23 protein-coding genes and 2 pseudogenes are annotated in these 25,568 nt (G+C 61.0%); 13 read left to right on the top strand and 12 right to left on the bottom strand.

Annotation, left to right across the window (positions count from 1 at the left end):
• Window positions 1–56: 56 nt before the first annotated feature.
• The 4 genes from VF673_RS10705 (at window position 57) to VF673_RS10690 (ending at window position 2,205) form a co-directional block, all read left to right on the top strand.
• The gene (locus tag VF673_RS10705) at window positions 57–908 is read left to right on the top strand and encodes a YciI family protein (RefSeq protein ID WP_440291927.1); all 852 of its coding nucleotides are present in this window, start codon (window positions 57–59) and stop codon (window positions 906–908) included.
• On the top strand, window positions 905–1,264 hold the full coding sequence (locus tag VF673_RS10700; protein WP_273124964.1) for a YciI family protein: 360 nt from the start codon (window positions 905–907) through the stop codon (window positions 1,262–1,264). The genes VF673_RS10705 and VF673_RS10700 overlap by 4 nt, the downstream gene beginning before the upstream one ends.
• 29 nt (window positions 1,265–1,293) lie before the next feature.
• A complete protein-coding gene (locus tag VF673_RS10695; protein WP_440291926.1) occupies window positions 1,294–1,647 on the top strand; it encodes a DUF1428 domain-containing protein in 354 nt (117 codons plus the stop codon).
• Window positions 1,648–1,839: 192 nt separating this feature from the next.
• Window positions 1,840–2,205, top strand: coding sequence for a hypothetical protein (locus VF673_RS10690; RefSeq protein ID WP_440291925.1), 366 nt, complete (start codon window positions 1,840–1,842; stop codon window positions 2,203–2,205).
• A 39-nt stretch (window positions 2,206–2,244) separates the two neighbouring features.
• Here VF673_RS10690 and VF673_RS10685 read toward each other — a convergent pair whose 3' ends face one another.
• Both VF673_RS10685 and VF673_RS10680 read right to left on the bottom strand, forming a co-directional pair.
• Complete coding sequence (locus VF673_RS10685) at window positions 2,245–2,670, bottom strand: CBS domain-containing protein (protein WP_440291924.1); 426 nt, start codon at window positions 2,668–2,670, stop codon at window positions 2,245–2,247.
• A gap of 92 nt (window positions 2,671–2,762) precedes the next feature.
• On the bottom strand, window positions 2,763–3,422 hold the full coding sequence (locus VF673_RS10680; RefSeq protein WP_440291923.1) for a DUF1028 domain-containing protein: 660 nt from the start codon (window positions 3,420–3,422) through the stop codon (window positions 2,763–2,765).
• 152 nt (window positions 3,423–3,574) lie between these two features.
• Between VF673_RS10680 and VF673_RS10675 the strand changes: the two genes are divergently transcribed.
• On the top strand, window positions 3,575–3,832 hold the full coding sequence (locus VF673_RS10675; RefSeq protein WP_440291922.1) for an SDR family NAD(P)-dependent oxidoreductase: 258 nt from the start codon (window positions 3,575–3,577) through the stop codon (window positions 3,830–3,832).
• A 159-nt stretch (window positions 3,833–3,991) separates the two neighbouring features.
• The gene (locus tag VF673_RS10670) at window positions 3,992–4,753 is read left to right on the top strand and encodes an SDR family oxidoreductase (RefSeq protein ID WP_440291921.1); all 762 of its coding nucleotides are present in this window, start codon (window positions 3,992–3,994) and stop codon (window positions 4,751–4,753) included.
• Window positions 4,754–4,777: 24 nt separating this feature from the next.
• Here the strand turns inward: VF673_RS10670 and VF673_RS10665 are convergent.
• The 4 genes and pseudogenes from VF673_RS10665 to VF673_RS10650 all read right to left on the bottom strand — a co-directional run.
• A pseudogene (locus VF673_RS10665) lies at window positions 4,778–4,957 on the bottom strand (helix-turn-helix domain-containing protein); the annotation flags it as partial.
• Between the two features lie 81 nt (window positions 4,958–5,038).
• Window positions 5,039–6,187, bottom strand: a complete 1,149-nt coding sequence (locus VF673_RS10660) for a DUF503 family protein (protein ID WP_440291920.1) — start codon at window positions 6,185–6,187, stop codon at window positions 5,039–5,041.
• A gap of 212 nt (window positions 6,188–6,399) precedes the next feature.
• Entirely contained in the window at window positions 6,400–6,750 is a 351-nt protein-coding gene (locus tag VF673_RS10655) for a DUF4870 domain-containing protein (RefSeq protein ID WP_440291919.1), read from the bottom strand.
• A gap of 87 nt (window positions 6,751–6,837) precedes the next feature.
• Window positions 6,838–7,119, bottom strand: coding sequence for a DUF503 domain-containing protein (locus VF673_RS10650; RefSeq protein ID WP_440291918.1), 282 nt, complete (start codon window positions 7,117–7,119; stop codon window positions 6,838–6,840).
• Between the two features lie 90 nt (window positions 7,120–7,209).
• Between VF673_RS10650 and VF673_RS10645 the strand changes: the two genes are divergently transcribed.
• On the top strand, window positions 7,210–7,638 hold the full coding sequence (locus tag VF673_RS10645; RefSeq protein ID WP_440291917.1) for a hypothetical protein: 429 nt from the start codon (window positions 7,210–7,212) through the stop codon (window positions 7,636–7,638).
• A 73-nt stretch (window positions 7,639–7,711) separates the two neighbouring features.
• Here VF673_RS10645 and VF673_RS10640 read toward each other — a convergent pair whose 3' ends face one another.
• Window positions 7,712–9,829, bottom strand: a complete 2,118-nt coding sequence (locus VF673_RS10640; RefSeq protein ID WP_440291940.1) for a catalase — start codon at window positions 9,827–9,829, stop codon at window positions 7,712–7,714.
• 439 nt (window positions 9,830–10,268) lie between these two features.
• Between VF673_RS10640 and VF673_RS10635 the strand changes: the two genes are divergently transcribed.
• Window positions 10,269–10,640 carry a hypothetical protein gene (locus tag VF673_RS10635; protein WP_440291916.1) on the top strand — a complete coding sequence of 124 codons (372 nt, stop codon included), beginning with the start codon at window positions 10,269–10,271 and terminating at the stop codon, window positions 10,638–10,640.
• 241 nt (window positions 10,641–10,881) lie between these two features.
• Here VF673_RS10635 and VF673_RS10630 read toward each other — a convergent pair whose 3' ends face one another.
• Complete coding sequence (locus VF673_RS10630) at window positions 10,882–11,379, bottom strand: hypothetical protein (protein WP_440291915.1); 498 nt, start codon at window positions 11,377–11,379, stop codon at window positions 10,882–10,884.
• Window positions 11,380–11,460: 81 nt separating this feature from the next.
• Window positions 11,461–12,405, bottom strand: coding sequence for a hypothetical protein (locus VF673_RS10625; protein ID WP_440291914.1), 945 nt, complete (start codon window positions 12,403–12,405; stop codon window positions 11,461–11,463).
• 620 nt (window positions 12,406–13,025) lie between these two features.
• Between VF673_RS10625 and VF673_RS10620 the strand changes: the two genes are divergently transcribed.
• The 5 genes from VF673_RS10620 to VF673_RS10600 all read left to right on the top strand — a co-directional run bounded on the left by VF673_RS10620 (window position 13,026) and on the right by VF673_RS10600 (window position 19,746).
• Window positions 13,026–15,926, top strand: coding sequence for a valine--tRNA ligase (locus VF673_RS10620; RefSeq protein WP_440291913.1), 2,901 nt, complete (start codon window positions 13,026–13,028; stop codon window positions 15,924–15,926).
• Between the two features lie 86 nt (window positions 15,927–16,012).
• Complete coding sequence (locus VF673_RS10615) at window positions 16,013–16,987, top strand: ABC transporter substrate-binding protein (protein ID WP_273128131.1); 975 nt, start codon at window positions 16,013–16,015, stop codon at window positions 16,985–16,987.
• A gap of 59 nt (window positions 16,988–17,046) precedes the next feature.
• Complete coding sequence (locus VF673_RS10610) at window positions 17,047–17,937, top strand: ABC transporter permease (protein ID WP_090535873.1); 891 nt, start codon at window positions 17,047–17,049, stop codon at window positions 17,935–17,937.
• Window positions 17,937–18,731: an ABC transporter ATP-binding protein gene (locus VF673_RS10605; RefSeq protein WP_440291912.1), complete on the top strand. Its 795-nt coding sequence runs from the start codon at window positions 17,937–17,939 to the stop codon at window positions 18,729–18,731. The genes VF673_RS10610 and VF673_RS10605 overlap by 1 nt, the downstream gene beginning before the upstream one ends.
• Window positions 18,732–18,792: 61 nt before the next feature.
• Complete coding sequence (locus VF673_RS10600) at window positions 18,793–19,746, top strand: cation diffusion facilitator family transporter (protein ID WP_440291911.1); 954 nt, start codon at window positions 18,793–18,795, stop codon at window positions 19,744–19,746.
• A 12-nt stretch (window positions 19,747–19,758) separates the two neighbouring features.
• Here the strand turns inward: VF673_RS10600 and VF673_RS10595 are convergent, their stop codons facing one another.
• From VF673_RS10595 to VF673_RS10585, 3 genes and pseudogenes are all read right to left on the bottom strand, one after another.
• Entirely contained in the window at window positions 19,759–20,031 is a 273-nt protein-coding gene (locus VF673_RS10595; RefSeq protein WP_188634622.1) for a hypothetical protein, read from the bottom strand.
• A 38-nt stretch (window positions 20,032–20,069) separates the two neighbouring features.
• Window positions 20,070–20,318 (bottom strand): Rho-binding antiterminator, encoded by a 249-nt coding sequence (locus tag VF673_RS10590; protein WP_440291910.1) that lies wholly within the window; start codon window positions 20,316–20,318, stop codon window positions 20,070–20,072.
• 75 nt (window positions 20,319–20,393) lie between these two features.
• Window positions 20,394–25,520, bottom strand: a pseudogene (locus VF673_RS10585) (DNA repair ATPase); the annotation flags it as partial.
• Window positions 25,521–25,568 lie beyond the last annotated feature (48 nt).

Here is a 25,568-nt window from a genome sequence, read left to right as displayed (position 1 = left end):
TCCCCTGCCCGCCGCACGACCCACTGTTACCACCCGCCAGAAGAGGAGTCAGAGGGATGAAATTCATGTTGATGCGCAAGGCCGACAGTGAAACCGAACAGGGCATTCTGCCGACCGACGAGCTGTTCAAGGCGATGCTCGAGTACAACGACCGCATGATCCAGGCCGGGGTATTCCTGTTCGGCAACGGTCTGCGGCCGACCAGCGAAGGCTGCCGCATCGTGTTCCGCAACGGCCAGCCGGAGGTGGTGCGTGGGCCCTTCACGCCGCCCGGCGAACAACTCGCGGGCTACTCCGTCCTGGAGGTCGACAGCCTCGAACAGGCCATCGAATGGGCCCGGCAATGGCCGACGCTGGACAGTAACGGCAATGCGGTACTGGAACTGCGGCGCTATTTCGAACCGGGGGATTTCGCCCCCGGTCCGCTGGTGGAGGCACACCAGCAGCAGCTGAAGATGCCGGTGGAGGTCAATATCCATCTCGGTTTTCCCGGCACCTGCCGCGAGGCCATGACCTTCTATCACCAGACCATCGGCGGCACCCTGGAAGCCCTGATCACCTACGGCGAGACTCCGGCTGCCGCAGAGGTACCGCCGGAGGCAGCCGACCTGATCATCCACGGCTCGCTCAACATCCGCGGCCGGCGGCTGATGGGTGCGGACATGGCTGGCGAATGCCAGCAGGTCGCCCAGGGAACCTGCATCCACCTGGAATACGATGATCAGGACCGGGCCGCCGAGGTGTTCGACCAGCTGCAACAGGGTGGCCAGGTCACCATGCCCTTTGCCGAAACCTTCTGGGCCAGCCGTTTCGGCATGGTCACCGACCGCTTCGGCATCAGCTGGATGATCGGCTACGGCACCGGGCGCAGCCCGCAAACCCCGCTTGAGGAGGTATGCAACCCATGAAGTACGTGGCGCTGGTGTACTACCAGGAAAGCATCATCGAGGCCATGACCGATCAGCAGTGGCATGACCTCAATCAGGAATGCGTTGCCGGCGTCGAGCGCCTGACCGCAGCCGGGCACTATGTGGCCGGTCAGGCTCTGCAGCCGGTGGCCACCGCGACCACGGTGCGGGTGCGCGAGGGCGAGGTTCTGCTCAGCGACGGCCCCTTCGCCGAAACCAAGGAACAGCTGGCCGGCTTCTACCTGCTGGAAGCCCGGGATCTGGACGAGGCCCTGCAGCTGGCCAGCCGCATTCCTCCCGCACGCCTGGGCAGCATCGAGGTGCGTCCGGTGCGGGAGCTGCCACCGAAGGACTGATTGTCCTCTACCAATAACGGGAGTCCGACATGAACTATGTAGACGGCTTTGTAGTAGCAGTACCCACCAGCAACAAGGATGCCTATGTCCACCATGCCCGGCTGGCCGCGGAGATATTCAGGGAGCACGGCGCCCTGCGCATCACCGAATGCTGGGGCGACGATGTACCCGACGGGAAACTCACCTCCTTCCCCATGGCGGTGAAACTGGAACCGGAGGAAACCGTGGTGTTCTCCTGGATCGAGTGGCCCTCCCGCGAGGTGCGCGACGTCGGCATGCAGAAGGTGATGGAAGACCCTCGCCTGAAACAGGACAGCAATCCCATGCCCTTCGACGGCAAGCGGATGATCTATGGCGGCTTCCGCATGGTGGTGGATGAATGAGGGAGTCGGGACGGCGGTCGGCTCACTTTTGGTCCGAGCCGACCGCCGGCGACCCAGTCTGGAGCAACAATTGGGTGAAAACCCCGTGCCAGAGCCGCGCAGGGCACAGAATTCGCGGAATGGTGAGAAGTGGAACACATTCTGCTTGGTCTTCGGAGGCCATCGCCACGCTGTCCGAAGGAGACATGGAGCATGATCGATGAAACCCGCTTCAACCGCAGCACCCTGGATCGCATGGTGGTACTGCGCAGGCATCTCAAACAGACCCAGGGCGTAACAGTCCATCTGGACGATCCCGACGCGGTCCAGAAGATGATCCGCCTGAGCGAGGCCAGTGACGACCAACTCATCCGCCAGCTGGGCCTGGAACTGGCGCTGGCCGCGACACAACAGCAACCCCAGTCGTCCGCCCCCTCCGGCAAGGGCCTGATGGAAGCGCTGCGCGACAAGCTGCTGACCGATACCGCCATGACCATGCCGGCCAGCTTCGAGCAGCCCGCCCCGGGGGGTGAGCCTCGGGCAGTACGTATCTATCGCGGGCGCATCGTCAGGGATTGATTGCGCCTCGGGCCGCCCGGCGCACCGGGCAGCATACCTTCACTCCTGCGAAGCAGAAGACCGCCCCTCGCGGATGATCTCGATCAGCGCATTGAGCGCGTCAGTGGCGGTGAAGATGCCCAGCAGGGCGCCCTCCTCATCCTTGACGATGACACTGCCCACCTTGCGTTCGGACATCAGGAAGGCGACCTCGTCCAGGGGTGTCGAAGCGGTCACACTCAGCGGGTTCTCGGCCATGATATCCGAGGCCTGTACCTGAAATTTCTCCGCCGCACTGAGGCCGGCAAACAGCCGCATATCCCTGTCACTGACAATACCTACCACGGCGCCATCCTGAACTATGGGCAGGTGGCGGATACCATGGCGCTCCATCAGCAGGCGCAGATCATCGACCATTGTGCTGGCATCCGCCGTGACGGGATCGGGAGTGGTGAACTCTTCCACCGGAACTTGAATGGGCAGCATGGCAACTCTCCTGTTAACCACCGCGAGATGCGGATACGTCTCACAGCATGGTTCACCATATCTGCCGGGATATCAATTGACCCAGGGCAAGCTCAGCGGGGTTCGGCGATTTCGGTCCGTTTGGGCAGCCCAAGCACGACCGGCAGTATCTCCTCACGGTACAGGGCAAAGAGCCGCTCCAGCTCGATCAGGGGTTCGTCGTGATCATCGATGCGGATATCGCACAACGGATACTCCTCATCGGCGAACACCATCACGTTGATCGAGCGCTCCCCTTCCACATCACCGCCGGCATCCGCCCCTGCCCTGAGTGCCAGCACCAGCCGCTCGGCCAGCTCCAGATGCTCCGAACCCTGCATGCTTTCGACCATACTCTGCAGCACCTGCGGCCCGGCCAGGCGATTGCCCTGGGTGACGAACAACCGTCCCGCCACATGCCCGGCCCAGGGAATGTTCTCGGCGCCGGTGAAGGCGGCGATATTGCCATGGCGGTCGATCACCCCCGCCTGGCGCTCCTGCTGCTCCGGGTCACTGGCCAGGACCCGCGCCAGCGCCACTTCGGCTGTCGCGCCGCGCTGCAGCAGGCGCAGACCATCATAGGCCAGGTAGGGATTGAGCCGGGCCTGGGAAGCAAAGGCTCCCACCCCCGGCAGGGCATGGCAGGCCAGCTTGCCTACCGACTGGGCGGCGGTGGTGGCGGCGATACCGATCTGCCCGGTTCGCGGGCACAGCGCTGCGATGGAAAAGGTCATGGGTTTTCCCGTGTATTGTTATCTACAAATGGGACTGGCGAGCGGGATTCAGGTTCACTGGCGCGGCTCCGTTTTCGGCGTACCGACCAGCTGTTATTTTCCAGAGCCCTGCCACCAGCAGATCCAATTCAAGACATACGGGAGTAACAACAATGACAAAGCCGTTGCAGGATCAGATCATCATGGTCACCGGGGCCTCCTCCGGTATCGGTGCCGCCACCATCACCACACTGTTGAATGCAGGTGCCCGCGTGGTCGCGCTGGCCCGTCGCATTGAGCGGCTCGAGCAGATGCAGACTTCCCTGGAGGCCGGGTCTGATCGCCTGCTGCCACTGTGCTTTACCCTGACCCGGCCGGGACGGGTATCGCTGAACGAGATAGTGGTACGCCCGACCCGACAGCCGATCTGACCGCCACCGGACGCCCGGCCCGGCCGTGACCCATCATCCATGCTCATGGCCCATGAACAAGCTTCCTGATGCAGCGTGCCATCCGCCGTCGCGTTGATATTCTTGAGCGACGGACAGGCGGCGGTATGGGACCGCCGCCATCGCTCAGGAGAACACACCATGGGTTCAGCGTTTTCGGGCAAGGTCGTACTGATCACAGGGGCCGCTGCCGGCATCGGCAAGGCCACCGCCCAGGCCTTCGCCGCTGAAGGGGCGCGGCTGATACTGGCGGATATCGACACCGGCAATGGCGAGGCGACAGTGGCAGCCATCCGCGAACAGGGCGGTGATGCGGTCTTCTGCCAGTGCAACGTGGCCGACGCCGCCCAGGTCCAGTCCATGCTGGAGATGATCGAGCGCGACTACGGCCGGCTGGACTGCGCCTTCAACAACGCCGGGGTCGAGTTCGAGCAGGACAAGCTGGCCGACGGCGACGAAACCGTGTTCGACCGCATCATGGACGTCAACGTCAAGGGCGTCTGGCAGTGCATGCGCTTCGAGATTCCGCTGATGCTCAAGAGCGGTGGCGGCGCCATCGTCAACACCGCCTCGATCGCCGCCCTGGGTGCTGCGCCGAAGATGAGCATCTACGCCGCCAGCAAGCACGCGGTGCTGGGGCTGACCCGCTCGGCGGCGGTCGAATATGGCTTCAGGGGAGTACGCATCAATGCCGTGTGCCCGGCGGTGATCGACACCGACATGTACCGCCGCGCGGTGGAAGCCGAGCCGCGCAAGGCCGAATCCGTCGCCAGGCTGCACCCCATAGGTCGTATCGGCCGGGCCGAGGAAGTGGCCGCGGCGGTGCTCTACCTGTGTTCCGATGCCGCCAGCTTCACCACCGGCATTGCCCTGCCGGTCGACGGTGGCAGCACCTGCATCTGAGCTGAAGTCAGCGGGTGGCCTGGCTCAGGCGTGCATGCTGAGCCGGGTTTCCTGCCGCAGCTTGGTCACATCCGCCCGGGGCGGCGCGCCGAACATGCGGCTGTACTCGCGGCTGAAGTGGGACGGGCTTTCATAGCCGACCCGGTAACTGGCGGTAGCCGCTTCCAGCCCTTCGCTGAGCATCAGCCGGCGGGCTTCATGCAGAACAGCTCCCTGGGCCTGGCAGCAGCTGACTGATGCGAACCGGTACGGCGGCTGAGGGGAAACTCGGGGGTGGCTGTCTGGCTACAGCTTGTCCCTGACAGCCGCCATCACCCTGGCATCCACCGTCCGCTGTACCCGCTCCTCAATCTCACTGCACAGCGATTCCACTTCCTGTGCCGTGTTGCCTACTACAACAAAGCTCCATTCGCTGGCATCCAGCCGCTCGCGATCGCCGCTTTCACAGACCGCCACCGCACTCCACAGGTTCAGCTCCGAGATCCAGCGAATCCCCCGATCCACCCCCGAGGTGGTTGCCCCTATGGTCAGCACCACCGCGCCAATGACCAGGCCGATCTGCAATCCCAGCCCGTCCGGCAAACCAAAAATCAGCGAAAAGCCTACGCTCAACAGCACCACACCGATGCCCATGGAGGTAGCAACCCCGAACACAGTTCCAACCAGCGCGATGATGCTGATCCCATCTCCCAGGGGGCCTTTCACCCGTTTACCCAGCAGGGGATACAGCGCCGCGCGGATGGACAGCGGCATGCCCCAGCGATAGGCAAAATAGCCCATGGACATACCGAGCAAGGCATACATCGACCAGCCCGCAATGCCGTAATGGAACATCGTCCAGACCACCGCATCCTGCATCGCCTGGGCATTGCTGCCCTCACCGGAGGGCGGATACAGGTACTGCACCACCGGGCCGGTAACCGAGTAGAACAGCATATCGATCCCCACTCCGGCGGCGAACAGCATCGCCACCCAGGTCCCCAGCTTGTACTGCGGCCGCGAATGATCCGGCCCGAGTCGCACACTGCCCTCTCTGGACAGCGCCACCCAGAGCACAAACCCGATCACCAGAGTCATGGTGACCACGTAATACCAGCCGAGATTGAAGGCTATCCAGTCCACCATCGCCTTCATTCCGACCCGCGCCTGGCCCGGCGTAAGGATCGCCCAGACCGAGAAAGCCAGAATGACCAAGGAGGAAATCACCAGAACCTGCCAGTTGGTGCGGGAGGTGCGATGCTCCAGTAACTCCTCGGGGCCCTTGCTCAGGTCGCTGCGTGACACCGGCGCCTCATCAGGACGCTCCGGACGACGCTGGGTACCCCCGAATCGACTGCGCTCCAACGGCGGCGGCACTTTTGCCCGTGAACCTGAGGATGCTGCGTCCGGCTGATCTGCACCGGCGCCTTCCAGATCGGGAGGGTCGATTGGCATGGATTCTCTCTAGCATATGCAGAAAAAAGGGGACTGAATTTCTGCTAATGGCTGGGCCACCGCTCTTCAAGCGTAGACCACAAGAGTGCAAGCAGCGATTAATCCTGCCACTGAGGGAAACAATAAGCGGTATGACTCTGAGACATGACCTGCAGCCGTCCCACGCCGCAATCAGCGGCATGAAACAGTCTGCAGTATGTTGTGAGGTCGTGTTACTTGATAAGACGGATAGTCAGGGGCGCGCGGAAGTCGTTGCCCTTGGAAGTGGAAACCGCCCCCATGATGCAGATCACCAGGTGGGCAATGGCGATGATCGGAATCAGGAAAGCACCGATCACGATAAAGGCCAGAATGAAGGCAGCGACATAAGCGATGATGGCAGTGATCGACCAGTTCAGCGCCTCTTTCGCCTGTCCTCTGACATAAGCGTCATCGGTCTTCACCAGGTAGACAATCAGACCCGGGATGAAGCCGAAAAACAGGGTACCGATCCAGGTCAGCAGGGCGAAGTTCTTGGACTCCTGACTCACCACCCCAACTTCCGCTGTCTCTTCAATACTCATGGCATATCTCCATTGCATTTATTTGTGTCGAAACACCATAAGGTAAGTGAGAAAGTGTTTCAATACCATGAACTTGCAATTGTTCACTCACAACCGCTCACGCACTACATCCGTGATCCGGGCCTCCACAGTACGCTGGATCCGGTCCTCGATCTCGCTGCACAGCGAATCCACTTCCTGCACCGAGTTGCCCACCACAACCATGCTCCACTCGCTGCTATCCAGACTGTCCCGCGCCCCACTCTCGCACACCGCCACCGCCGGATTGCGCCCGTAGCGTTCATGCATACCGCCCATACGCTGGCGCTTCTCCTTCAGAGAAGTGCAGCCCGGCAGGGAAAAGGTCATGGTGAGGATAGCGATATGCATCAGTTTTTCTCCGTGAAAAAGCCATTGGCCATCAAGGATGCCCAGTAGCGGCCGATACACTCAGGGTAACAGGCCAGACACGGACTACCCATGAGCCCGACAATCCCACCCAGCATGCCCAGCCTGCCGACAGTAACTGCCAGCCCCAGCAGTGGCACGGCACCGGCAAACCAACCGTTGCCATCCAGCACCGGCGATACTGTCGACCTGTCCAGCCTCGGTCGAGCTCTGGCTGCTCTGGGGCAGACCAATCAACCCAGTAGAACCGAGGGTGAAGCGTCCGGCTACGAGCTGCCTGAAGAAGCCCAACGCCTGATGGAACTCATTCAGGACCTTCAGCGCCAGCTTCAGGAAAAGCAACAGGAACTCATGCAGGTAATGGCTGACGCCAACCTGAGCCATGAGACCAAACAGGTCAAACTGGCCGAAATTCAGGCCAGTATCAGCGCTCTGACCAGCAACCTGATGAGTGCAATGAATCAATTGCTGCAGATGCTGGAAGCGGAAAACCAAGGCTGATTTACACTTTTATGCGCATAAAAATGCAGAAACCTACACTTTTATGCGCCTGAAAGTGTACTCCGCCCCATAATCAGACCATAGGCGGATCAGTCTCCCGCTCAAAATCACGATGCCTGATCATCGAGGCAATAAGGTCAGCGGTCCCATCCCCCCCCTGGGCCACGACATGCACGCCGGGGAAGGATGCCTTGGGATCGATGCCTGCCTTACTCAGCACTTGAGCGCTCTCCCCCAGTACCAGCATGGGTTTGCAGTGACGGAACAGCGTACGGACAAAGCCCAGCGCCTCGCCGTTCCTGATCATGGCCTCGGCGGCGGCCTTGCCGCCCGGCAGCACCATGGCGTCGAATACAGCTGAGGGCGACGCCTCGCAGGTAGTATCGGCCTCCACCGCGCAACCCGATCCGGCAATGTCACCCAGCCGCGAGCTGACCAGCCGCACCACCGCGCCCTCCGCGATCAGCGCTTCAGCAACCTGCCGCACTGCTGCGCCATCTACGCCGTCCTCACAGAGAATGGCCACCTTGCGGGTACGGATGCCCATCTCACCGGGATGCGCCCGCAGCGACAGGAAGTCGGACTTCTCCACCTCCGGTTTGAACACCCTGTCGGTGGCCAACGGCATGGGCGGTAGCAGTCTGGTGATGCCGAGTTTCTTCGCAATCGGTACCGCCAGCTCGTCAGTCACATTGCGCAACATCGACACGGTACGCTCGCGCACCGCCGGCACAGTCACCTTGCCCAGCTCGAAGGCGAAGGCATCGATGATGTGCTTCTGCTCCGCCGGCGTCTGGCTGTTGAAGAACAACCGCGCCTGGTTGTAATGCTCGGCGAACTTCTCCGGCTTGCCGGTCAGCTCCACCCCGGACACCGGCTCGGGGAAGGCGACAAAGCCTGCCTTGCCGGCCTGGAACGGGCAACCGCCGGCCAGGGAGTTGGGCTCGTAGGCTACCTTGCCTCGGTTGATGGTCTGACGATGCAGGCCGTCGCGCTGGTTGTTGTTGACCGGTACCACCGGCGCGTTGATGGGGATTTCATGGAAGTTCGGCCCACCCAGGCGTGACAGCTGGGTGTCCTGATAGGAGTGGATGCGCCCCGCCAGCAGCGGATCGTTGGTGAAATCGATGCCCGGGATGACATGGGCGGCGCAGAAGGCCACCTGCTCGGTCTCGGCAAAGAAGTTGTCCGGGTTGCGGTTGAGCACCAGCCGGCCGATCGGCGTTACCGGCACCAGCTCCTCCGGAATGATCTTGGTCGCATCCAGCAGATCGAAGCTGAATTTTTCCGCATCCTCCTCGGGGATCAACTGCACGCCGAAGGTCCACTCCGGGTATTCCCCGGCATCAATCGCCTCCCACAGGTCGCGGCGATGGAAGTCCGGATCGGCACCGGCAATCTTCACCGCCTCATCCCACACCAGCGAATGGGTGCCCAGCTTGGGGGTGAGGTGGAATTTGACGAAGGTGGCTTTGCCCTCCCGGGTCACGAAGCGGAAGGTGTGCACGCCAAAGCCCTGCATCATGCGGTAGCTGCGCGGAATGGCCCGGTCGGACATCTGCCACATCAGCATGTGGGTGCTTTCCGGCATCAGGGAAACGAAGTCCCAGAAGGTGTCGTGGGCCGAGGCCGCCTGGGGCATGGCATGGTGCGGTTCCGGCTTCACCGCATGCACCAGGTCGGGAAACTTGATTGCATCCTGAATGAAGAACACCGGCATGTTGTTGGCCACCAGATCCCAGTTGCCCTGATCGGTGTAGAACTTGATGGCAAAACCGCGCACGTCCCGGGCAGTGTCCTTGGAGCCACGCTCCCCGGCCACGGTGGAGAATCGTACGAACACCGGCGTCTGCTTGCCCTTTTCGGCGAAGGGAGCCGCGCAGGTCAGATGCTCGAGGCTGTCGAAGCATTCGAAGAAACCATGGGCCCCGGAGCCGCGGGCATGCACGATGCGCTCGGGGATGCGCTCATGGTCGAAGTGGGTGATCTTCTCGCGGAGAATGAAGTCCTTGAGCAGCGCCGGTCCGCGGCCCCCCGCCTTGAGCGAGGACTGGTTATCGGCGATCAGCACACCCTGGTTGGTGGTCAGCGGACCCTCGGGCGGCGGCGCGCGATCCTTGTCCAGTGAGCCGTCCTGATACTCGCCATCCTTGACCGGCCCGGCCCCGCCGGTCTTGGCATTGCTGTTCATCTCACTGGGCGTACTGGCCGCAGCCAGGTCATTGAACCGCGGCGACACCGAGCCCGCGGGCGGCGCACCGGCAGGGTCGTACTCACTGGGTTTGGTGTCGTTGTGCGGCATGCTGCCAGCCACCTCTCCCACCAACTTCGCCTGCTTTACCGCCGGCCTGTCCGCCTTGGCTGGGGCGGAAGCGGGGCCACCATCGGTGCCAAGATAGGCGGTCTCGGGAATATAGGTACCGCCCTGGCCTTTCTTGTCGTTCGGCATTGGTCTTCACCTCGTCAGTCACAGAGATATTGCCCTTCCGACTTGTGACAAGGCCCTCAAACGAAGCGTTCAGGGGTTATTTGACGGGGTGCGACAAGCGGCTACCGGCGGCAATCAAAGGGTGACAGCCGAACAGGGCCACCATGGTAAAGTAGCCACTCAAACAGACCGGACCACCCGAATGCTCATATACCTTCTGATCGCCTGCGACCGCCTTGAGGACAAGCAGGAGAAGAAACTCCGGCAGAACCTGCCGGAGCTGCAGGCTGCCCTGCAGGCGTACGCCGAGGCCAACGCCGCATACGACGTCATTCTGATCAATGAATGCGAGAGCGACGATTGCGAGGACTGGCAGCTGGGCATCAGCCACCCGGTGACCAGGAATACCCACCTCAACTTTCCCGTGGACCTGTTCAACGGGCTGGCCGAGCAGTACGGCATTGATTGCGAAGTGGGCTATATCCAAGACGGCGCCCGCGAGCCGGTCAGCTATTTCGGCAAGCACGAGGGCAAGGGCGAAGCCTTCCTGATTGCAGAGTATCTGGGACTCTGAGGCTGCGCCCGGATAGGGCGAAGCATTCGAGATCAGCGGCCCGCGCCGCCTCGGGCACTGTAGTTTGCCCTCGGTAGATCTGCATGATCAGCTCCGCTTTGCGTTTGGCTGTCCAGCGCTTGATGTCGGGTTCTTGCGTCATGCTTCACTCCAATTTCTGAAGCGACTTTAGCATGTGCAGGTTTTCACTGGGTCATTACACCGGTCCCAGTGAGCAAAGCGAACGATCTTGAATGCCTTGTTAGCTTGCGACCTTGACCATATCGCTTGCAAGAACAAAAAATGCTGCCACCTGCACCAACAAAATAGTGATGTAAAAAATATGCAATTTCTTAGCTGCATTCATATTAAGCGACTCGTGGCTTTGCTCTCTAATTGAATGCGAAAGATTTATTTCAGATAACACACTCTTCAGAGAGTCCTCAATTTTTTGCGCATGATGCACCGCTCCTTTTAGGAGCTCGTGATACCAAAAACGATCCATCAAGTAAAATGCGGACCAAGAAATCATAGAAATTGCAATAAAAATTGTTGCCGTAGGGACTTTATAAGAAAAAACCTCTACATACCCAGCAAATCGATATGCAATAGCTGCCGAACCAAGTAGTACACCAAGTATTGATATTGCGAAGCTACGAATCCTTAGGCATAGGTCATTAAAATGCATTTGCACATCTATTACCTTCTCCCAAATACCTATTTTTATTTTAAGGATTTCGGTGCTTTCTGAATCTGACATATTTACACCTCAGCAAGCTAACGCCCGCAACACCGGGCAATTTGTAGCGCAGCGGAAAATTGGTCCGAGTGCTTGCGATTGTTATATTTTTGCTTGGATATCGACAGAACCAACACCCCAACCCCCATCATCTTGTTGAATAAAAACCAAGTTCGCCTTGGTGAGGAATGAGCTATCTGTTCCCATCCATTTGGCTAGCTTCGCTTTCTCATCAGATAGCTGTACATCTTTCTTTGAAACTTCACCTTGAAGGATCTCCTGTATAATGCCAGCTGAAAAATCAGCTAAGCTGAGTAAGTCAGTTGTTCCGGCATCCTTTTCGAATGGCTTTGCAAATCCATATATTTCGTATAGATTGTCGCTATACATTGCTAGGCAGTGCCCAAATATCTTCTGCGTGTGGGTGAAATCGCGTTTTTTTCCATCTACATTTATTGAATCGTGATCGCATAACCACAATATCTTTTGACCTGAGAAAGCAACAAGCGACATAAATATGCTAATTGCATGGCATACCCGAAGTACTTTTTCTGACTCCTTGCCTTTCCACTCGCCTAAATCGTTGTTTCGAAATAGTTCTACAATTTGATTTTGAGCTTCTTTTTTATCAAGACCAAAAAGACTTTGAATTTTCTGATCTATTGAAATAGTAACCAAAATCCCATGAATGAAATTGTCGGCAAGACTAAGGAATTCATCTAACGATCTGGATATAGGCCCATAACCTAGATCTTTAAAACCAAATTCTTTCCATGGATCATTCAGGCCATTTTTAGCTCTTAGTTTCTTAGTCTTCTCTTCGAAAATAACTCTTTTGTCGGCTGAGCAAATCAAGATTGAGTAAGTTGTGAAGTCCGCTCCTTTATGCTCACCACCAAAATCAGAAAAAATAAACAACCCTTTGTCATCAGAGAAATCAGGCAGAGAAACCAGCTTCTCTACCTCTCTAGCAAGCAATCGCCCATACAATGGGTGATCATCTGATAATTTAGGAACCTTAAAGGGACCATTCTTAAATGCGCTCATGCTTCCTCTGAAATATAACAGTGATTAGACCGCATGCGGCACTAATACATAACAATGACTGCGGTATAACTCCGGTTAAGCCAGAACTCTGCCCGCCATAAAATCTATAAAAATCAATAGATTACGAACGCAACGCTAACTGTACCCGTATTCGCTTGACTGCGTCTTTTCCCGATTCCATTACTACTGGATAAAACCAGCTGATCGGGGGCACGCTACCGCCCGGCCTTAAATGGCAGGCGAGCCGGTACGCTCTAAATTTTTAAATGAATGGATTGCGAGCTGTCCTTGCCGCTCGGGGCGGGAGTGGCTGCAATCCATTGCCTGATTGTGAACATAGCGCAGGCGATGGCGCTTGGCCATAGCCGGTAGGCGATGAATCTTGGGGCTTGATTAGAGTGAGGTGGAGGCTGTGCCCGTGTAGCGCTGGACTGCGCGTGAACTAAGGATGCCTCCACCGCCCCACCTCGGTATAATGGCTCCTTTTGCGACTCTGTCTCACGGCGCGCGGAGTTCCTGCCTCTATAGCCCCAACCAATCAGCGGGCCGGGCGGGACTCCTGTTCGGCGCCGTGGCACCCTGTTTCCGTCGCCAGCCTATACCGGATAGCCAGAACACCCATGGATAAAACCTACCAGCCCCACGCCATCGAAACTTCCTGGTACCAGACCTGGGAGCAGAACAATTACTTTGCTCCCCAGGGGTCTGGCGAGCCCTACACCATTGCCCTGCCGCCGCCGAACGTGACCGGCAGCCTGCACATGGGCCATGGTTTCAACAACTCGGTGATGGATGCGCTGATCCGCTTCCGCCGCATGCAGGGTCGCAACACCCTGTGGCAGCCGGGTACCGACCACGCGGGTATCGCCACCCAGATGGTGGTCGAGCGTCAGCTGGCGGCTCAGGGCGTGAGCCGCCACGACCTGGGTCGGGAGAAGTTTCTGGAGAAGGTGTGGGAGTGGAAGGAGCAGTCCGGCGGCACCATCACCAGCCAGATCCGTCGTCTGGGCAGCTCGGTGGACTGGACCCGCGAGCGCTTCACCATGGACGAGGGTCTGTCCGAGGCGGTGAAGGAGGCCTTTGTTCGTCTGTATGAGGACGGGCTGATCTATCGCGGCAAGCGCCTGGTGAACTGGGACCCGAAACTGCACACGGCCATTTCCGATCTGGAAGTGGAGAACCACGACGAGACCGGTTCGCTGTGGCACCTGCGTTATCCGCTGGCCGATGGCGCGACCACCGCTGACGGCAAGAACTATCTGATCGTTGCCACTACCCGCCCCGAGACCATGCTCGGCGATACCGCTGTGGCGGTGAACCCGGAGGATGAGCGTTACAAGGCTCTGATCGGCAAGTTCGTCGAGCTGCCGCTGGTTGGCCGGCGCATTCCGATTGTCGGTGACGACTACTGCGATCCGGAGTTCGGTACCGGCTGCGTGAAGATCACCCCCGCCCATGACTTCAATGACTATGAAGTGGGCAAGCGCCACAACCTGCCGCTGATCAACGTGCTGGACAAGAACGCGGCTGTTCTGGCCACCGCCCAGGTGTTCAATGTCGATGGCAGCGTCAACACCGAGGTGGACGCCACCCTGCCCGCCGCCTATGCCGGGCTGGACCGCTTCGAGGCGCGCAAGCGCATTGTCGAGGACTTCGACGCCGCCGGCCTGCTGGAGAAGATCGAGCCGCACAGCCTGAAGACGCCCAAGGGCGACCGCTCCGGCGTGGTGATCGAGCCCTGGCTGACCGACCAGTGGTACGTGTCCACCAAGCCTCTGGCCGAGCCGGCCATTGCCGCGGTGGAAGACGGCCGCATCCAGTTCGTGCCCAAGCAGTACGAGAACATGTATTTCTCCTGGATGCGTGACATCCAGGACTGGTGTATTTCCCGCCAGCTGTGGTGGGGCCACCGTATTCCGGCCTGGTATGACGAGGCGGGCAACGTCTATGTCGGCCGCGACGAGGCCGAAGTGCGCGCCAAGCACGATCTGGGCGATGCGGTACTGCGCCAGGACGACGACGTGCTGGACACCTGGTTCAGCTCGGGCCTGTGGACCTTCTCCACCCTGGGCTGGCCGGAGCAGACCGAAGCGCTGAAGACCTTCCACCCGACCGATGTTCTGGTGACCGGCTTCGACATCATCTTCTTCTGGGTAGCGCGCATGATCATGCTGACCATGCACCTGATGAAGCATGAGGACGGCAGCCCGCAGATTCCGTTCAAGACCGTCTATGTGCATGGTCTGGTGCGCGACGGCCAGGGCCAGAAGATGTCCAAGTCCAAGGGCAACGTGCTGGACCCGCTGGATATCATCGACGGTATCGATCTGGAAACCCTGGTGAAGAAGCGCACCAGCGGCATGATGCAGCCCAAGCTGGCTGCGGCCATCGAGAAGCAGACCCGCGCCGAGTTCCCCGAGGGCATTGCCGCCTACGGTACCGACGCCCTGCGCTTTACCAACCTGTCGCTGGCCTCCACCGGGCGTGACATCAAGTTCGACATGGGCCGGGTCGAGGGTTACCGCAACTTCTGCAACAAGATCTGGAACGCCGCGCGTTATGTGATGATGCAGTGCGAGGACAAGGATACCGGCGTCAACGGGGAGTCCGTGGAGCTGACCCTGGCCGACCGCTGGATCATCTCCCAGCTGCAGCGCACCGAGGCCGAGGTCACCCGTCACCTGGATCAGTTCCGATTCGACATGGCGGCCAACGCCCTGTACGAGTTCATCTGGAACCAGTACTGCGACTGGTACCTGGAGCTGTCCAAGCCGGTACTGTGGGACGCTGCACAGGGAAGTGCGAGTGTCGCTGAGGGCAGGACGCCGGAAGCGACCGAGAGCGCACATGAACGCCGCCAGCGCGGCACCCGCCGTACCCTGGTACGCGTGCTGGAAACCGCCCTGCGCCTGGCCCACCCGTTCATGCCCTTCATTACCGAAGAGATCTGGCAGCGCATTGCGCCGCTGGCGGGCAAGTCCGGCGCCACCATCATGCTGCAACCCTGGCCGGAGGCGGCCGATGACCGCATCGACGCCGCCGCCGAGGGTGATATCGAATGGCTCAAGGGCCTGATTCTGGGCGTGCGCAACATCCGCGGCGAGATGAACATCGCCCCCGGCAAGGCGCTGGATGTACTGCTGCGCAAGGCCGGTGCCGAGGATCAGCGCCGCCTGGGCGAGAACGAGGCCTTCCTCAAGAAGCTGGCGAAACTGGAGTCCATCCGTGTACTGTCGGATGCCGACGAAGCACCGCTGGCCGCCACCGCCCTGGTGGGTGAGCTGGAGGTTCTGGTACCCATGGCCGGGCTGATCGACAAGGATGCGGAACTGGCCCGCCTGGACAAGGAAATCACCCGCCTGCAGGGTGAGGTCAAGCGGATCGGCGGCAAACTCGCCAACGAAGGATTCGTCGCCAAGGCTCCGGCTGCGGTGATCGACAAGGAGCGCGCAAAGCTGGAAGAGGCCGAGAAGGCCCTGACCCAGTTGAGCGAACAGCGGGCACATATCGCCAATTTGTAACGAACGGGGAATAATGCACCTGTTGAACCCGTGACACGGAAACAAAAACCAGAACAGGGCCTCCTGCCGGCCCACAAGGAAATAAGATGAAGTCACCTATGAGCAAGTGGTTATCCCTGGGCGCCCTCGCCATGGCCTTGGCGTCCCCGTTCTCCAGTGCTGTAGCCGACACCAAATCCGTGGCGGCCACCGCAATCGTGGAACACCCGGCACTGGACTCGGTGCGTGATGGCGTCCGTGCCGCGCTGGAAGAAGCCGGTTACACCGTTGGCGACAACCTGAAGTGGCAGTACCAGACTGCCCAGGGCAACACCGCCACCGCCGGCCAGATCGCCCGCAAGTTCGTGGGTGACAAGCCCGACGTGATCGTCGCCATCGCCACCCCCTCGGCCCAGGCCGTGGTGGCCAGCACCAAGTCCATTCCGGTGGTCTTTGCTGCGGTAACCGATCCGCTGGCAGCGCAGCTGGTCAGCAGCTGGGAAGCCTCCGGCACCAACGTTACCGGTGTGTCCGACGAGCTGGAACTGGATCGCCAGATGGAGCTGGTCAAGCAGGTAGTGCCCAACGCCACCCGCGTGGGCATGGTCTACAACCCGGGTGAAGCCAACTCCGTGGTGGTGGTCGAGCGTCTGCGCGAGCTGCTGCCGACCATGGGCATGACCCTAGTGGAAGCCGCCGCTCCGCGTACCGTTGACGTGGGCGCCGCTGCCCGCAGCCTGGTCGGCAAGGTGGACGTGATCTACACCAGCACCGACAACAACGTGGTCTCCGCCTACGAGTCGCTGGTCAAGGTCGGCAACGACACCAAGACGCCGCTGGTGGCCTCCGATACCGACTCGGTCAAGCGCGGCGCCATTGCTGCCCTGGGTATCGACTACTACCAGCACGGCGTTCAGGCCGGCAAGGTCGCCGTACGGGTACTGCAGGGTGAAGCCCCCGGCAGCATCGCTCCGCAGAAAAGCGGTGAGCTGAGCCTGTACCTCAACCGCTCCGCCGCTGCGGCTCAGGGTGTCACCCTGTCCCAGGAGCTGATCGACTCGGCCGCCGAGATCATCGACTGATCCGACCTGCGCCGGTGCACCCGCACCGGCGCAGCCTTCACCCAAAGGCTTAACATCCCATGTCATTGTTTTCCCTGTTTGGCGCCCTTGAAGTCGGCCTGATCTTCAGTCTGGTGGCGCTTGGTGTATTCATTTCCTTCCGTCTGCTGCGCTTTCCCGACCTGACCGTGGACGGCAGTTTTCCGCTGGGCGGCGCCGTCTGCGCCGTGCTGATTGCCAATGGCATGGATCCCTTCCTGGCCACGCTGATCGCTACCCTCGCCGGTGCGCTGGCTGGCATGGTCACTGCGGTGCTCAACGTGCACCTGAAGATCATGGATCTGCTGGCCAGTATCCTGATGATGATTGCCCTGTATTCGATCAACCTGCGCATCATGGGCCGTCCCAATATTCCGCTGATCATGGAACCGACCATGTTCAGCATCCTGCAGCCCGAGTGGCTGGCCGACTACATCGCCCGCCCGCTGATCCTGCTGGTGATCGTCCTGCTGGCCAAGTTCCTGCTGGACGCCTACTTCTCCACCCGCCAGGGTCTGGCCATCCGCGCCACCGGCTCCAACCCGCGCATGAGCCGCGCCCAGGGCGTGAACACCGGCGCCATGGTCATCCTCGGCATGGCCATCTCCAACGCCCTGGTCGGCCTGGCCGGTGCGCTCTTCGTGCAGACCCAGGGCGGTGCCGACATCTCCATGGGTATCGGTACCATCGTTATCGGTCTGGCGGCGGTGATCATCGGCGAGAGCATCATTCCCGCCCGCCGCATCGTCTACCTGACCCTGGCCGTGGTGATCGGTGCGGTGATCTACCGCTTCTTCATCGCCCTGGCCCTGAACAGTGACTTCATCGGGCTGCAGGCCCAGGACCTGAACCTGATTACCGCGGTGCTGGTAGTGATTGCGCTGGTCATCCCGCTGCTCAAGCAACGCCTGACCCGCAGGAGACAAATCTGATGCTCAGCGCCCAGAATCTGAAAATCACCTTCAACCCCGGCACGCCGATCGAGACCAAGGCGCTGCAGGGGCTGTCGCTGGAGATTCCCACCGGCCAGTTCGTTACCGTGATCGGCACCAACGGCGCGGGCAAGTCGACCTTCCTCAATGCGGTGTCCGGCGACCTGCCGGTGGATAGCGGCAAGATCCTGATCGATGGCGATGACGTTACCCGCCTGCCGGTATGGAGCCGCGCCAACCGCGTGGCCCGGGTATTCCAGGACCCCATGGCGGGTACCTGCGAGGACCTGACCATCGAGGAAAACCTGGCTCTGGCCCAGCAGCGCGGCCAGCGTCGCGGTCTGCGCCGGGCGGTGCAGCGCGAGATGCGCGACGAGTTCCGGGATCGGCTGTCGACCCTGGGCCTGGGTCTGGAGAACCGCCTGACCGACCGCATCGGTCTGCTCTCCGGCGGTCAGCGCCAGGCGGTCAGCCTGCTGATGGCGGCGCTGCAGCCTTCACGCATTCTGCTGCTCGACGAACACACCGCCGCCCTCGACCCGCGCACCGCTGACTTCGTTCTGCAACTGACGGCCCGTATCGTCGAGGAAAAAAAGCTCACCACCATGATGGTCACCCACAGCATGCGCCAGGCGCTGGATGTGGGCGACCGTACGGTGATGCTGCACCAGGGCCAGGTGGTGCTGGACGTGGCCGGCGACGAGCGCAAGGGGCTGGACGTGCCGGACCTGCTGCAGATGTTCGAGAAGGTCCGTGGTGAGAAGCTCTCGGATGATGCGTTACTGCTAAGCTGAGCTGCACTGCGGGTGTAGCGCACCTGCGCTATACCCGATTCACCCTCCTGACTGACCTGACATGAATCGAGTTACAAGGCTGTTCAACCTCTCCGACGAAGCCGGCGTGCTGCGTGCTTCCATCGCCGCGACGGTGTTCTACTCGCTGCTCGGCATCTGCTTCGGCATCATCTCCGGCTCGTTCTCCATCGTGTTCGACGGAGTCTACTCGCTGGTCGACGCCTGCATGAGCCTGCTGTCGCTGGTGGTGGCTCGGCTGATTGCTGCTGCGGCGGCGATCAAGCCGGTGTCGAAGAAGCTGCAGGAGCGCTTCTCCATGGGGCTGTGGCATCTGGAGCCGATGGTGTTGTGCCTGAACGGCACCCTGCTGGTCAGTGTTGCGACTTATGCACTGTTCAACGCAGTGGGCAGCATCCTGGACGGTGGACGTGAGCTAGAGTTCGGCTGGGCAATTCTCTACACCCTGGTCACGCTGATTGCCTGTGTGGTCATGGCCAGCGTCGAGAAAAATGCCAATGAAAAGATCAACTCCGACTTCGTGGCGCTGGATATCAAGGGCTGGATCATGGCGGGCGCCATCACCGCTGCCCTGCTGATCGCCTTCATCTTCGGTTATCTGGTGCAGGGCACCTCGCTGGAATGGGTCTCACCCTACATCGACCCGGTCATCCTGGCTGTGGTCTGCGTGGTCATCATTCCCCTGCCCATTTCCACCATCCGTCAGGCGCTGGCGGACATCTTTCTGGTCACCCCGGCTGATCTGAAGGAACACGTGGATGAGGTTGCCAAGGCATTCAAGGAGAAGCACGGGCTGTTGTCCTTCCGCGCCTATGTGGCGCGGATGGGCCGCTGCCGGGAGATCGAGATCTACTTCATCGTGCCGCCGGACGCTCCCTCTCGCACCATCCAGGAATGGGATGCGCTGCGTGAGGAAGTAGGCGAGATGATCGGCGACAAGGGCCCGGACCGCTGGCTGACGGTGGTGTTTACCGGTGATCCGGAGTGGGCGGAGTGAGCTCCCCTGCCGCTACCAGCCGAACCAGCGATTGACGCTGATCATGCCGTGCCAGATTCTGCCGAGCAGGCTGGGAAACAGCCTGGGGACGACAAAGGCGATCAGCGCAAAAATGGCCACCGAGACCAGCAGATAGCTGCTGCTGACAAAGCCTCCCCAGAATGCCAGCTCCCGGTTGACCCATAACCAGATGAGCGCGGCCGTGGGCACCGAAACAAACAGTGAAAACAATGCGGCCATGAGACGCGAGCCGAGTGTTTCCTGTGTTTCATGCTTCCTTTTCATAACGCCTCCCTGAATACCGGTACAACTGCGTATGCCTTCTACCCGAAGCGTACCTGAGCGAAGTGCTTGTTCTCCTCCAGCGCCGTCATGCTCAGCGCGCCTTCCAGCACCACCCATTGCGGCCCGTCGCCGAGCGCCATCTGCAGGCACTCCTGGCGTTGTTCGTTGTAGCCGGTATCCAGCGGCACCCCTTCCACCCGCTTGCCATCGGCCCAGTCGAGCGCAATGGGGATGCGGTAGAGGCAGGCGATTTCCAGATAATCGGACTGGTCACAGGTAATCTTCACGACAGCCTCCGGTGATGCAGATGCGGGATATGTCGCGCATCAGTGTAGCGCAGGGGCTGGCTGCCGCCTGCCCTACTTGCGCTCCAGCGCCTCTATCAAGGGTTTCAGCGACGCCTGCAGGCTGCCGCCCAGTTCGCCGGCAAACCACTGCATCGCGGCCTTGGGTGGGGTTACCACGCGCACCTGGGGGCTGAGCTTGTGCAGGCTTTCCAGGCCGTCCACAAGTTGCTGCCAAGGTATGTCTTCCATCCGCACTCCGGCTGGCTGGTTTGCGGCGGTGCCCAGAGCACGAACGCCGTTCACCAGATCGTTGAGCTGCGCCACGACACGGCTGCCCACATCGGCATCGTCGCCGCCCATGGCCTTGTTGCGCATGAAGTCGGTCTTGATCTGCTCCCAGCGCGCAGCCTGTTCGTCGGTCATGTTGCCGCGCAGCTCAGCGAGCTTGAGCATGTTTTCCTCGGCGCCGGTGGTCAACAGCTGGGACTCGCCCTGGTAGTGATCGGCGATCAGCTGCATCAGCTCGTTCTGGTTCATCACTGCGGAAATCCTTTCCGCAAGCTTGTTCATGTTGCGGTAACTGCCCTGCAGGCGGAACGGCGGTTCGGTACGGTAGCGATCATCCTGTGCGGCACTGGCGATATACTGCTGGTTGACACGGAATACGACGTCCCGGGCCTGCATCAGGCGCTGCAGGGTAGCCGTGATCTCGTTGATCTCGGCGGTGCTGTAATCATGACTCAGCTCGTTGCTGGAGAAGGGCTTGCCTTCCGCCTTGTCGACGAAGCGGTAGAGATCCTGCATGTCCCGGGTGGCCAGCGGGGCGAGCACCGGATTGGAGGTCAGGCTGTTCTCGATATAGCTGAGGGCGAACACCTCCTGCATGCCCCCGAGGGTATCGCCCAGGTTGTAGATGTCCGCCCGGTTGGCCAGCATGTCCGGAATCCGGAATACCTCCCCGGACTCGGTATAGGGGTTGCCGGCCATGACCACACAGAACTTGCGGCCGCGCATGTCGTAGGTGCGGGTGCGCCCCTTCCATACCCCTTCGATACGCCGGGTGCCGTCGCACAGGGAGATGAACTTCTGCAGGAACTCCGGGTGGGTGTGCTGGATATCGTCCACATACAGCATGACGTTGTTGCCCATCTCCAGCGCCAGGTTGAGCTTGACCAGCTCCTGAGCCGAGGTCGCGTCGGGCGCCTGCTCCGGATCCAGCGAGCGCACCTCGTGTCCCAGCGACGGGCCGTTGATCTTCATGAACACCAGGCCGAGGCGGTGGGCAACGTATTCCATCAGCGTGGTCTTGCCGTAGCCGGGTGGTGAAATCAACATGAGCAGGCCGGTGAGGTCTGAGCGGCGGCTCTCTCCCGCAGTGCCCATCTGCTTGGCCAGGTTGTCGCCGATAACGCCCAGATAAACGTCGTTGATCAGCTTGTTGCGCACAAAGGAGCTGAGCGGTCTTGGCTTGAACTCGGACAGCCGCAGGGCATCGCGCTGCTGCTGGATGACCTCCTGGCGCAACGCCTGATAGCGCTGCATGCCCGGCAGGAACGCCTCACGGTGACGGCGCAGGCGCGCGAACAGATCGTCCAGTGCCAGTGTCATGCTGCCATTGTCTATCCGTGGGTGGTCGCCCAGTAGCCCGTCAACGGTAAAGCGCAGGTCCACTTCGGTCACCTGCACGCCCGCCGACTCGGGCAACAGCATCAGCGCGATGGCCTCGGGCAGGTAATGTCGTGCACCGGCAAATTCCTCACTCTCGCACAACCCCAGCAACCAGCTTTCCACCAGGCGCCAGCGCTGGGCCGGCTGATCCGCCAGCTGGGCCAGGGTCGTTTGATATTCCTCCCACAGGCCGGCGTGCTGCAGGCAATCCTGCAATCCCTCCGTGAGTTGGCGGGCGTACTTGCTCATCACCGGCTGGTTCCCACCGGCCAGCTCGGCCAGTAGATACTCGGCCGCTTCGGCCAGTGGCGCCTCCTCCAATGCCAGCTGCTGCACGTGATCGGCAAGGTGCTGCTGAACCTCGGCCTGCAGCTGGGTGAAGGCATCGCGGCGGCCGAACAGGCGCTGGATATGCGCCGCAGCCTGGGCTCGTTGCGGCCACTGCCCCTGCGCTGAGAGGTCGCCATGGGTGGAAATGAACAGCAGCCCCAGCGCCCGTGCCAGCGGACTGAATGCCAGCAGGCCGGCGCTGTCGCGCAGCGGTACCAGCTGATTCAGGATAAGCGCGGCGTCATGGTCATGAATGCCTTTCTCATAGCCTTCGCGGTAACGGGGGGTGGCAAACTCGCGCACCATCCGCACCAACTGTTCCGGCTGCACCAGGAGTTCATGCAGTTGGCCCATGTCCAGCCCATCACGGCCAGCCTCGCAGGCAGCCAGCACTTCGCCGGCCAGGTACTCGGCACGGTAAAGCTCGTCGGATTCCGACTCCAGGTTCACCTGCCAGAAGGGTTTGAGCGCCTCCAGCTCAGGGTGCTGCAAGGGCTCGAGGAAGTCGGTGCCGGTCAGATGCAGGTACAGCTGATCGCCCCGGGGCATCAGCGTCAGGTCCAGTTCCTGGGTGTTGACGCTGAAGCGATGCCGCGGCCCCAGGCGGATGACATTGCCTCCTTCCTCGAACAGCTCGGCCTTGTCGCGCAGGCCGCGCACAGCCTGGTCCCGGGTATGCTTGAGACGGGCTTCGACATCGTCAGCCTTGACGTTATCCTGCAGCGTGCGCAGCCGCTCGGTCAGCTCGCGGAGCTTGAGAATCAGCGGATCGGTGGCGAAGAAGGCGTTCATCTCCTCCGGGGTCTCCAGCCGCCCGGTACGGCGAGGCAGGCTGTCGATGATGCGCACGGCTGCATCAAGCAGGCCCTGCGCGCGGCGCTGACGCTCATCCAGCAAGGCCTGTCGATGGCTCTCAAAGGTTTCCAGCAGCTCTTCGCGCTTGGCCAGGATATCACCGAGAAACGCCTCGTGATCGCCGAACTGGCTTTCCAGCTCCTCCAGCTGCACCAGCAGGCGCGACAGCTGTGCGTCGCACCCCTCCGGATCCCGGGCCTGAGCCAGGGCGCTGGTAATGCTCTGACTGAACAGGCGGAACTGGGCTCCGAACTGTGCTACCTGCTCGGCAGAACCCATGCTGCGCCGGCGCTGTTCGGCACGGGCCTTGGCCTGATTGAGCCGGGCGTAGACCTCGGAGATGGACTCGACGATGCGGGTACGCTGGGTGGCATCCTCGATCTGCAGCGAGGCCATCAGCGAGGACAGCATGTCCAGGTCGGCTGACATCCGCTCGAACGCGGCCAGCGGTTCAGCCAGCTCGGCCACTGTTTCGGCCTGCTGTGCCTGCTCATCCGTTTCTTCAAGGGCGGCCAGGTACGGCTGCAGTGCCGTTTCCCCGGCAAGAAACTCGGCCGTTTCCGCCGCAGCGCGCGCCTGCTCTTCAAGCAAGGCGTCTTCCATCTGGTCGATGCGCTCGATGTCGATGTAGCGATAATCGCGGATGGTCAGCAGCTGGCCACGCAACTGAGCGAGGTTGTTCAGCGCCGAGACATGCGCCTGGACATCCCCCCGCTCGTCACGGTGCAGGGTTTCCAGCAGGGCCTGCCAGCGTGTTTCCGCCTCATTCATGGCGCGGCGTGATTGCTGGCGGATGCTCTCCACCTTTTCGAACTCGTCCAGCACCAGTTCGGCGGTCGAGGCGACCTGATGCAGCAGCTTGCCCAGCCCCTGGCATTGGGGATCATCCAGCCAATGGTAGGCATCGAACAGCCGACGTACGTCCTGGCACAGTCGGGTGTAGCGCTGGATGGACACCTCGCTGCTGTCTATCTCGCGGCTCAGGTTCAGCAGTTCGGAGATACCGCGCACCAGCTCGGCATTGCCGGTACGTCCGAAGAAATCGCTGCGCTGCGGCTGGCGCGCTGCGTACTCATCGGTGAAGAAAGGCGTCTGCCAGATCTGCATGGGATGGATCCGCGTCGGCTCATCGCCCTCTGCCGAGAAGATCACCATGCGCCCGTCTTCCAGCCGCGCGTAGCCGTGGCCGAACACGGGGTTCTGCAGCTCGCGGCGGATCAGGTTGTAGGTGAACAGCGCCGAGCGGCCCTGCTCCGGGTGGTAGAACACGTATTGCACATCCTCGCCGTTGGGCGAGCGCATTGCCCGCTTGAAGCGCATGCCTTCCATCGACTGGTCGAAGGTCTTGTGCTCACCGCTCTGCAGGTAATAACCACCGGGGAAGATGATGCCGTGGTCTTCAGGCAGCTGTACGCAGGCCAGACCAATCGCATCGATGCGCTCGACCTTCCGGGTCAGGCTGTTGAAGACCAGATAGCGCCAGGTCTCCTCCCGGTAGGGCAGGATCTTCAGCAGCACCAGGCTGCCTACCTGGGCAAACTCGATGACCGCGTCATCCAGCGACTGGGTCTTGTCCTGCACCGGCTCGCGGTAGATGCCCAGACCGTCTTCGGTGTTGTTTTCAACCTTCACCGTCAGGTCGCCAGCGACGGTCTCGACGAAGACGGTATCGAGGATATTGACGTGCGGATGGCGCCCATTGACCGCCATCTCCCTCGTTGCACGCTGCCACTCGAAGTCGAAGGGCTGCGGCAGCGCCACGTCCCGCTCGCCGCGGTTGTCGATGTAGCGCACATGCTCGCCGTTCTGGGAGATCGACCAGCGGAACACGCGGATGTCGCTGATGCGATCGCCGATCTGGAAGCTGGCCAGCAGCTTGCCGTCGCGGATCGTCAGCTGCAGCAGCCGGGTATTCTTGTAATAGGCGTAGAGCTCGTTGAAATCATTGACGAAGCCGGGCTCGTCAAGGAAGCTGCCGGTCAGCGGGAGCGGCTCCGCCTCGTAGCCTTCCTCGTGCTGTATCACCCGATACAGGGAGAAGACATCGGCGACCCGGGTCTCCTTCTTCAAACCCAGGAACACGTTGTAGCCAAACAGCAGCGCGTCGCCAACCTGCACGATATCCCTGGCCAGGCAATTGTTCTCGGTGCGGATGCGTACGCGCCCCGTGACCTCCATCCGACTGCTGCCGAAGGCCTCCTGGCGCTGGTGGTTCAGCCCGTCGGCAATCGCTCTGAGCTGTGCTCCCTGCTCCTGCAGCCGCCGCTGCAGCACCTCGTAGGCGCCGCCCTCCGCGACCGCCCGATCAACCAGCTCCTGTCCCGGCGCCTCGGTCTGCACATCCGTCATGGTGTTGTTCCTGATTCAAGCCAGACAAGCACCCCCGGAAGACCGGGG

This window comes from Halopseudomonas sp. Lyrl_26 (genome assembly GCF_051948695.1).
In the GTDB taxonomy this organism is placed as follows: Bacteria; Pseudomonadota; Gammaproteobacteria; order Pseudomonadales; family Pseudomonadaceae; genus Halopseudomonas; species Halopseudomonas formosensis.
The sequence above is the reverse complement of the archived record's forward strand: the minus strand, read 5'-3'. Positions and strand labels throughout refer to the sequence as shown.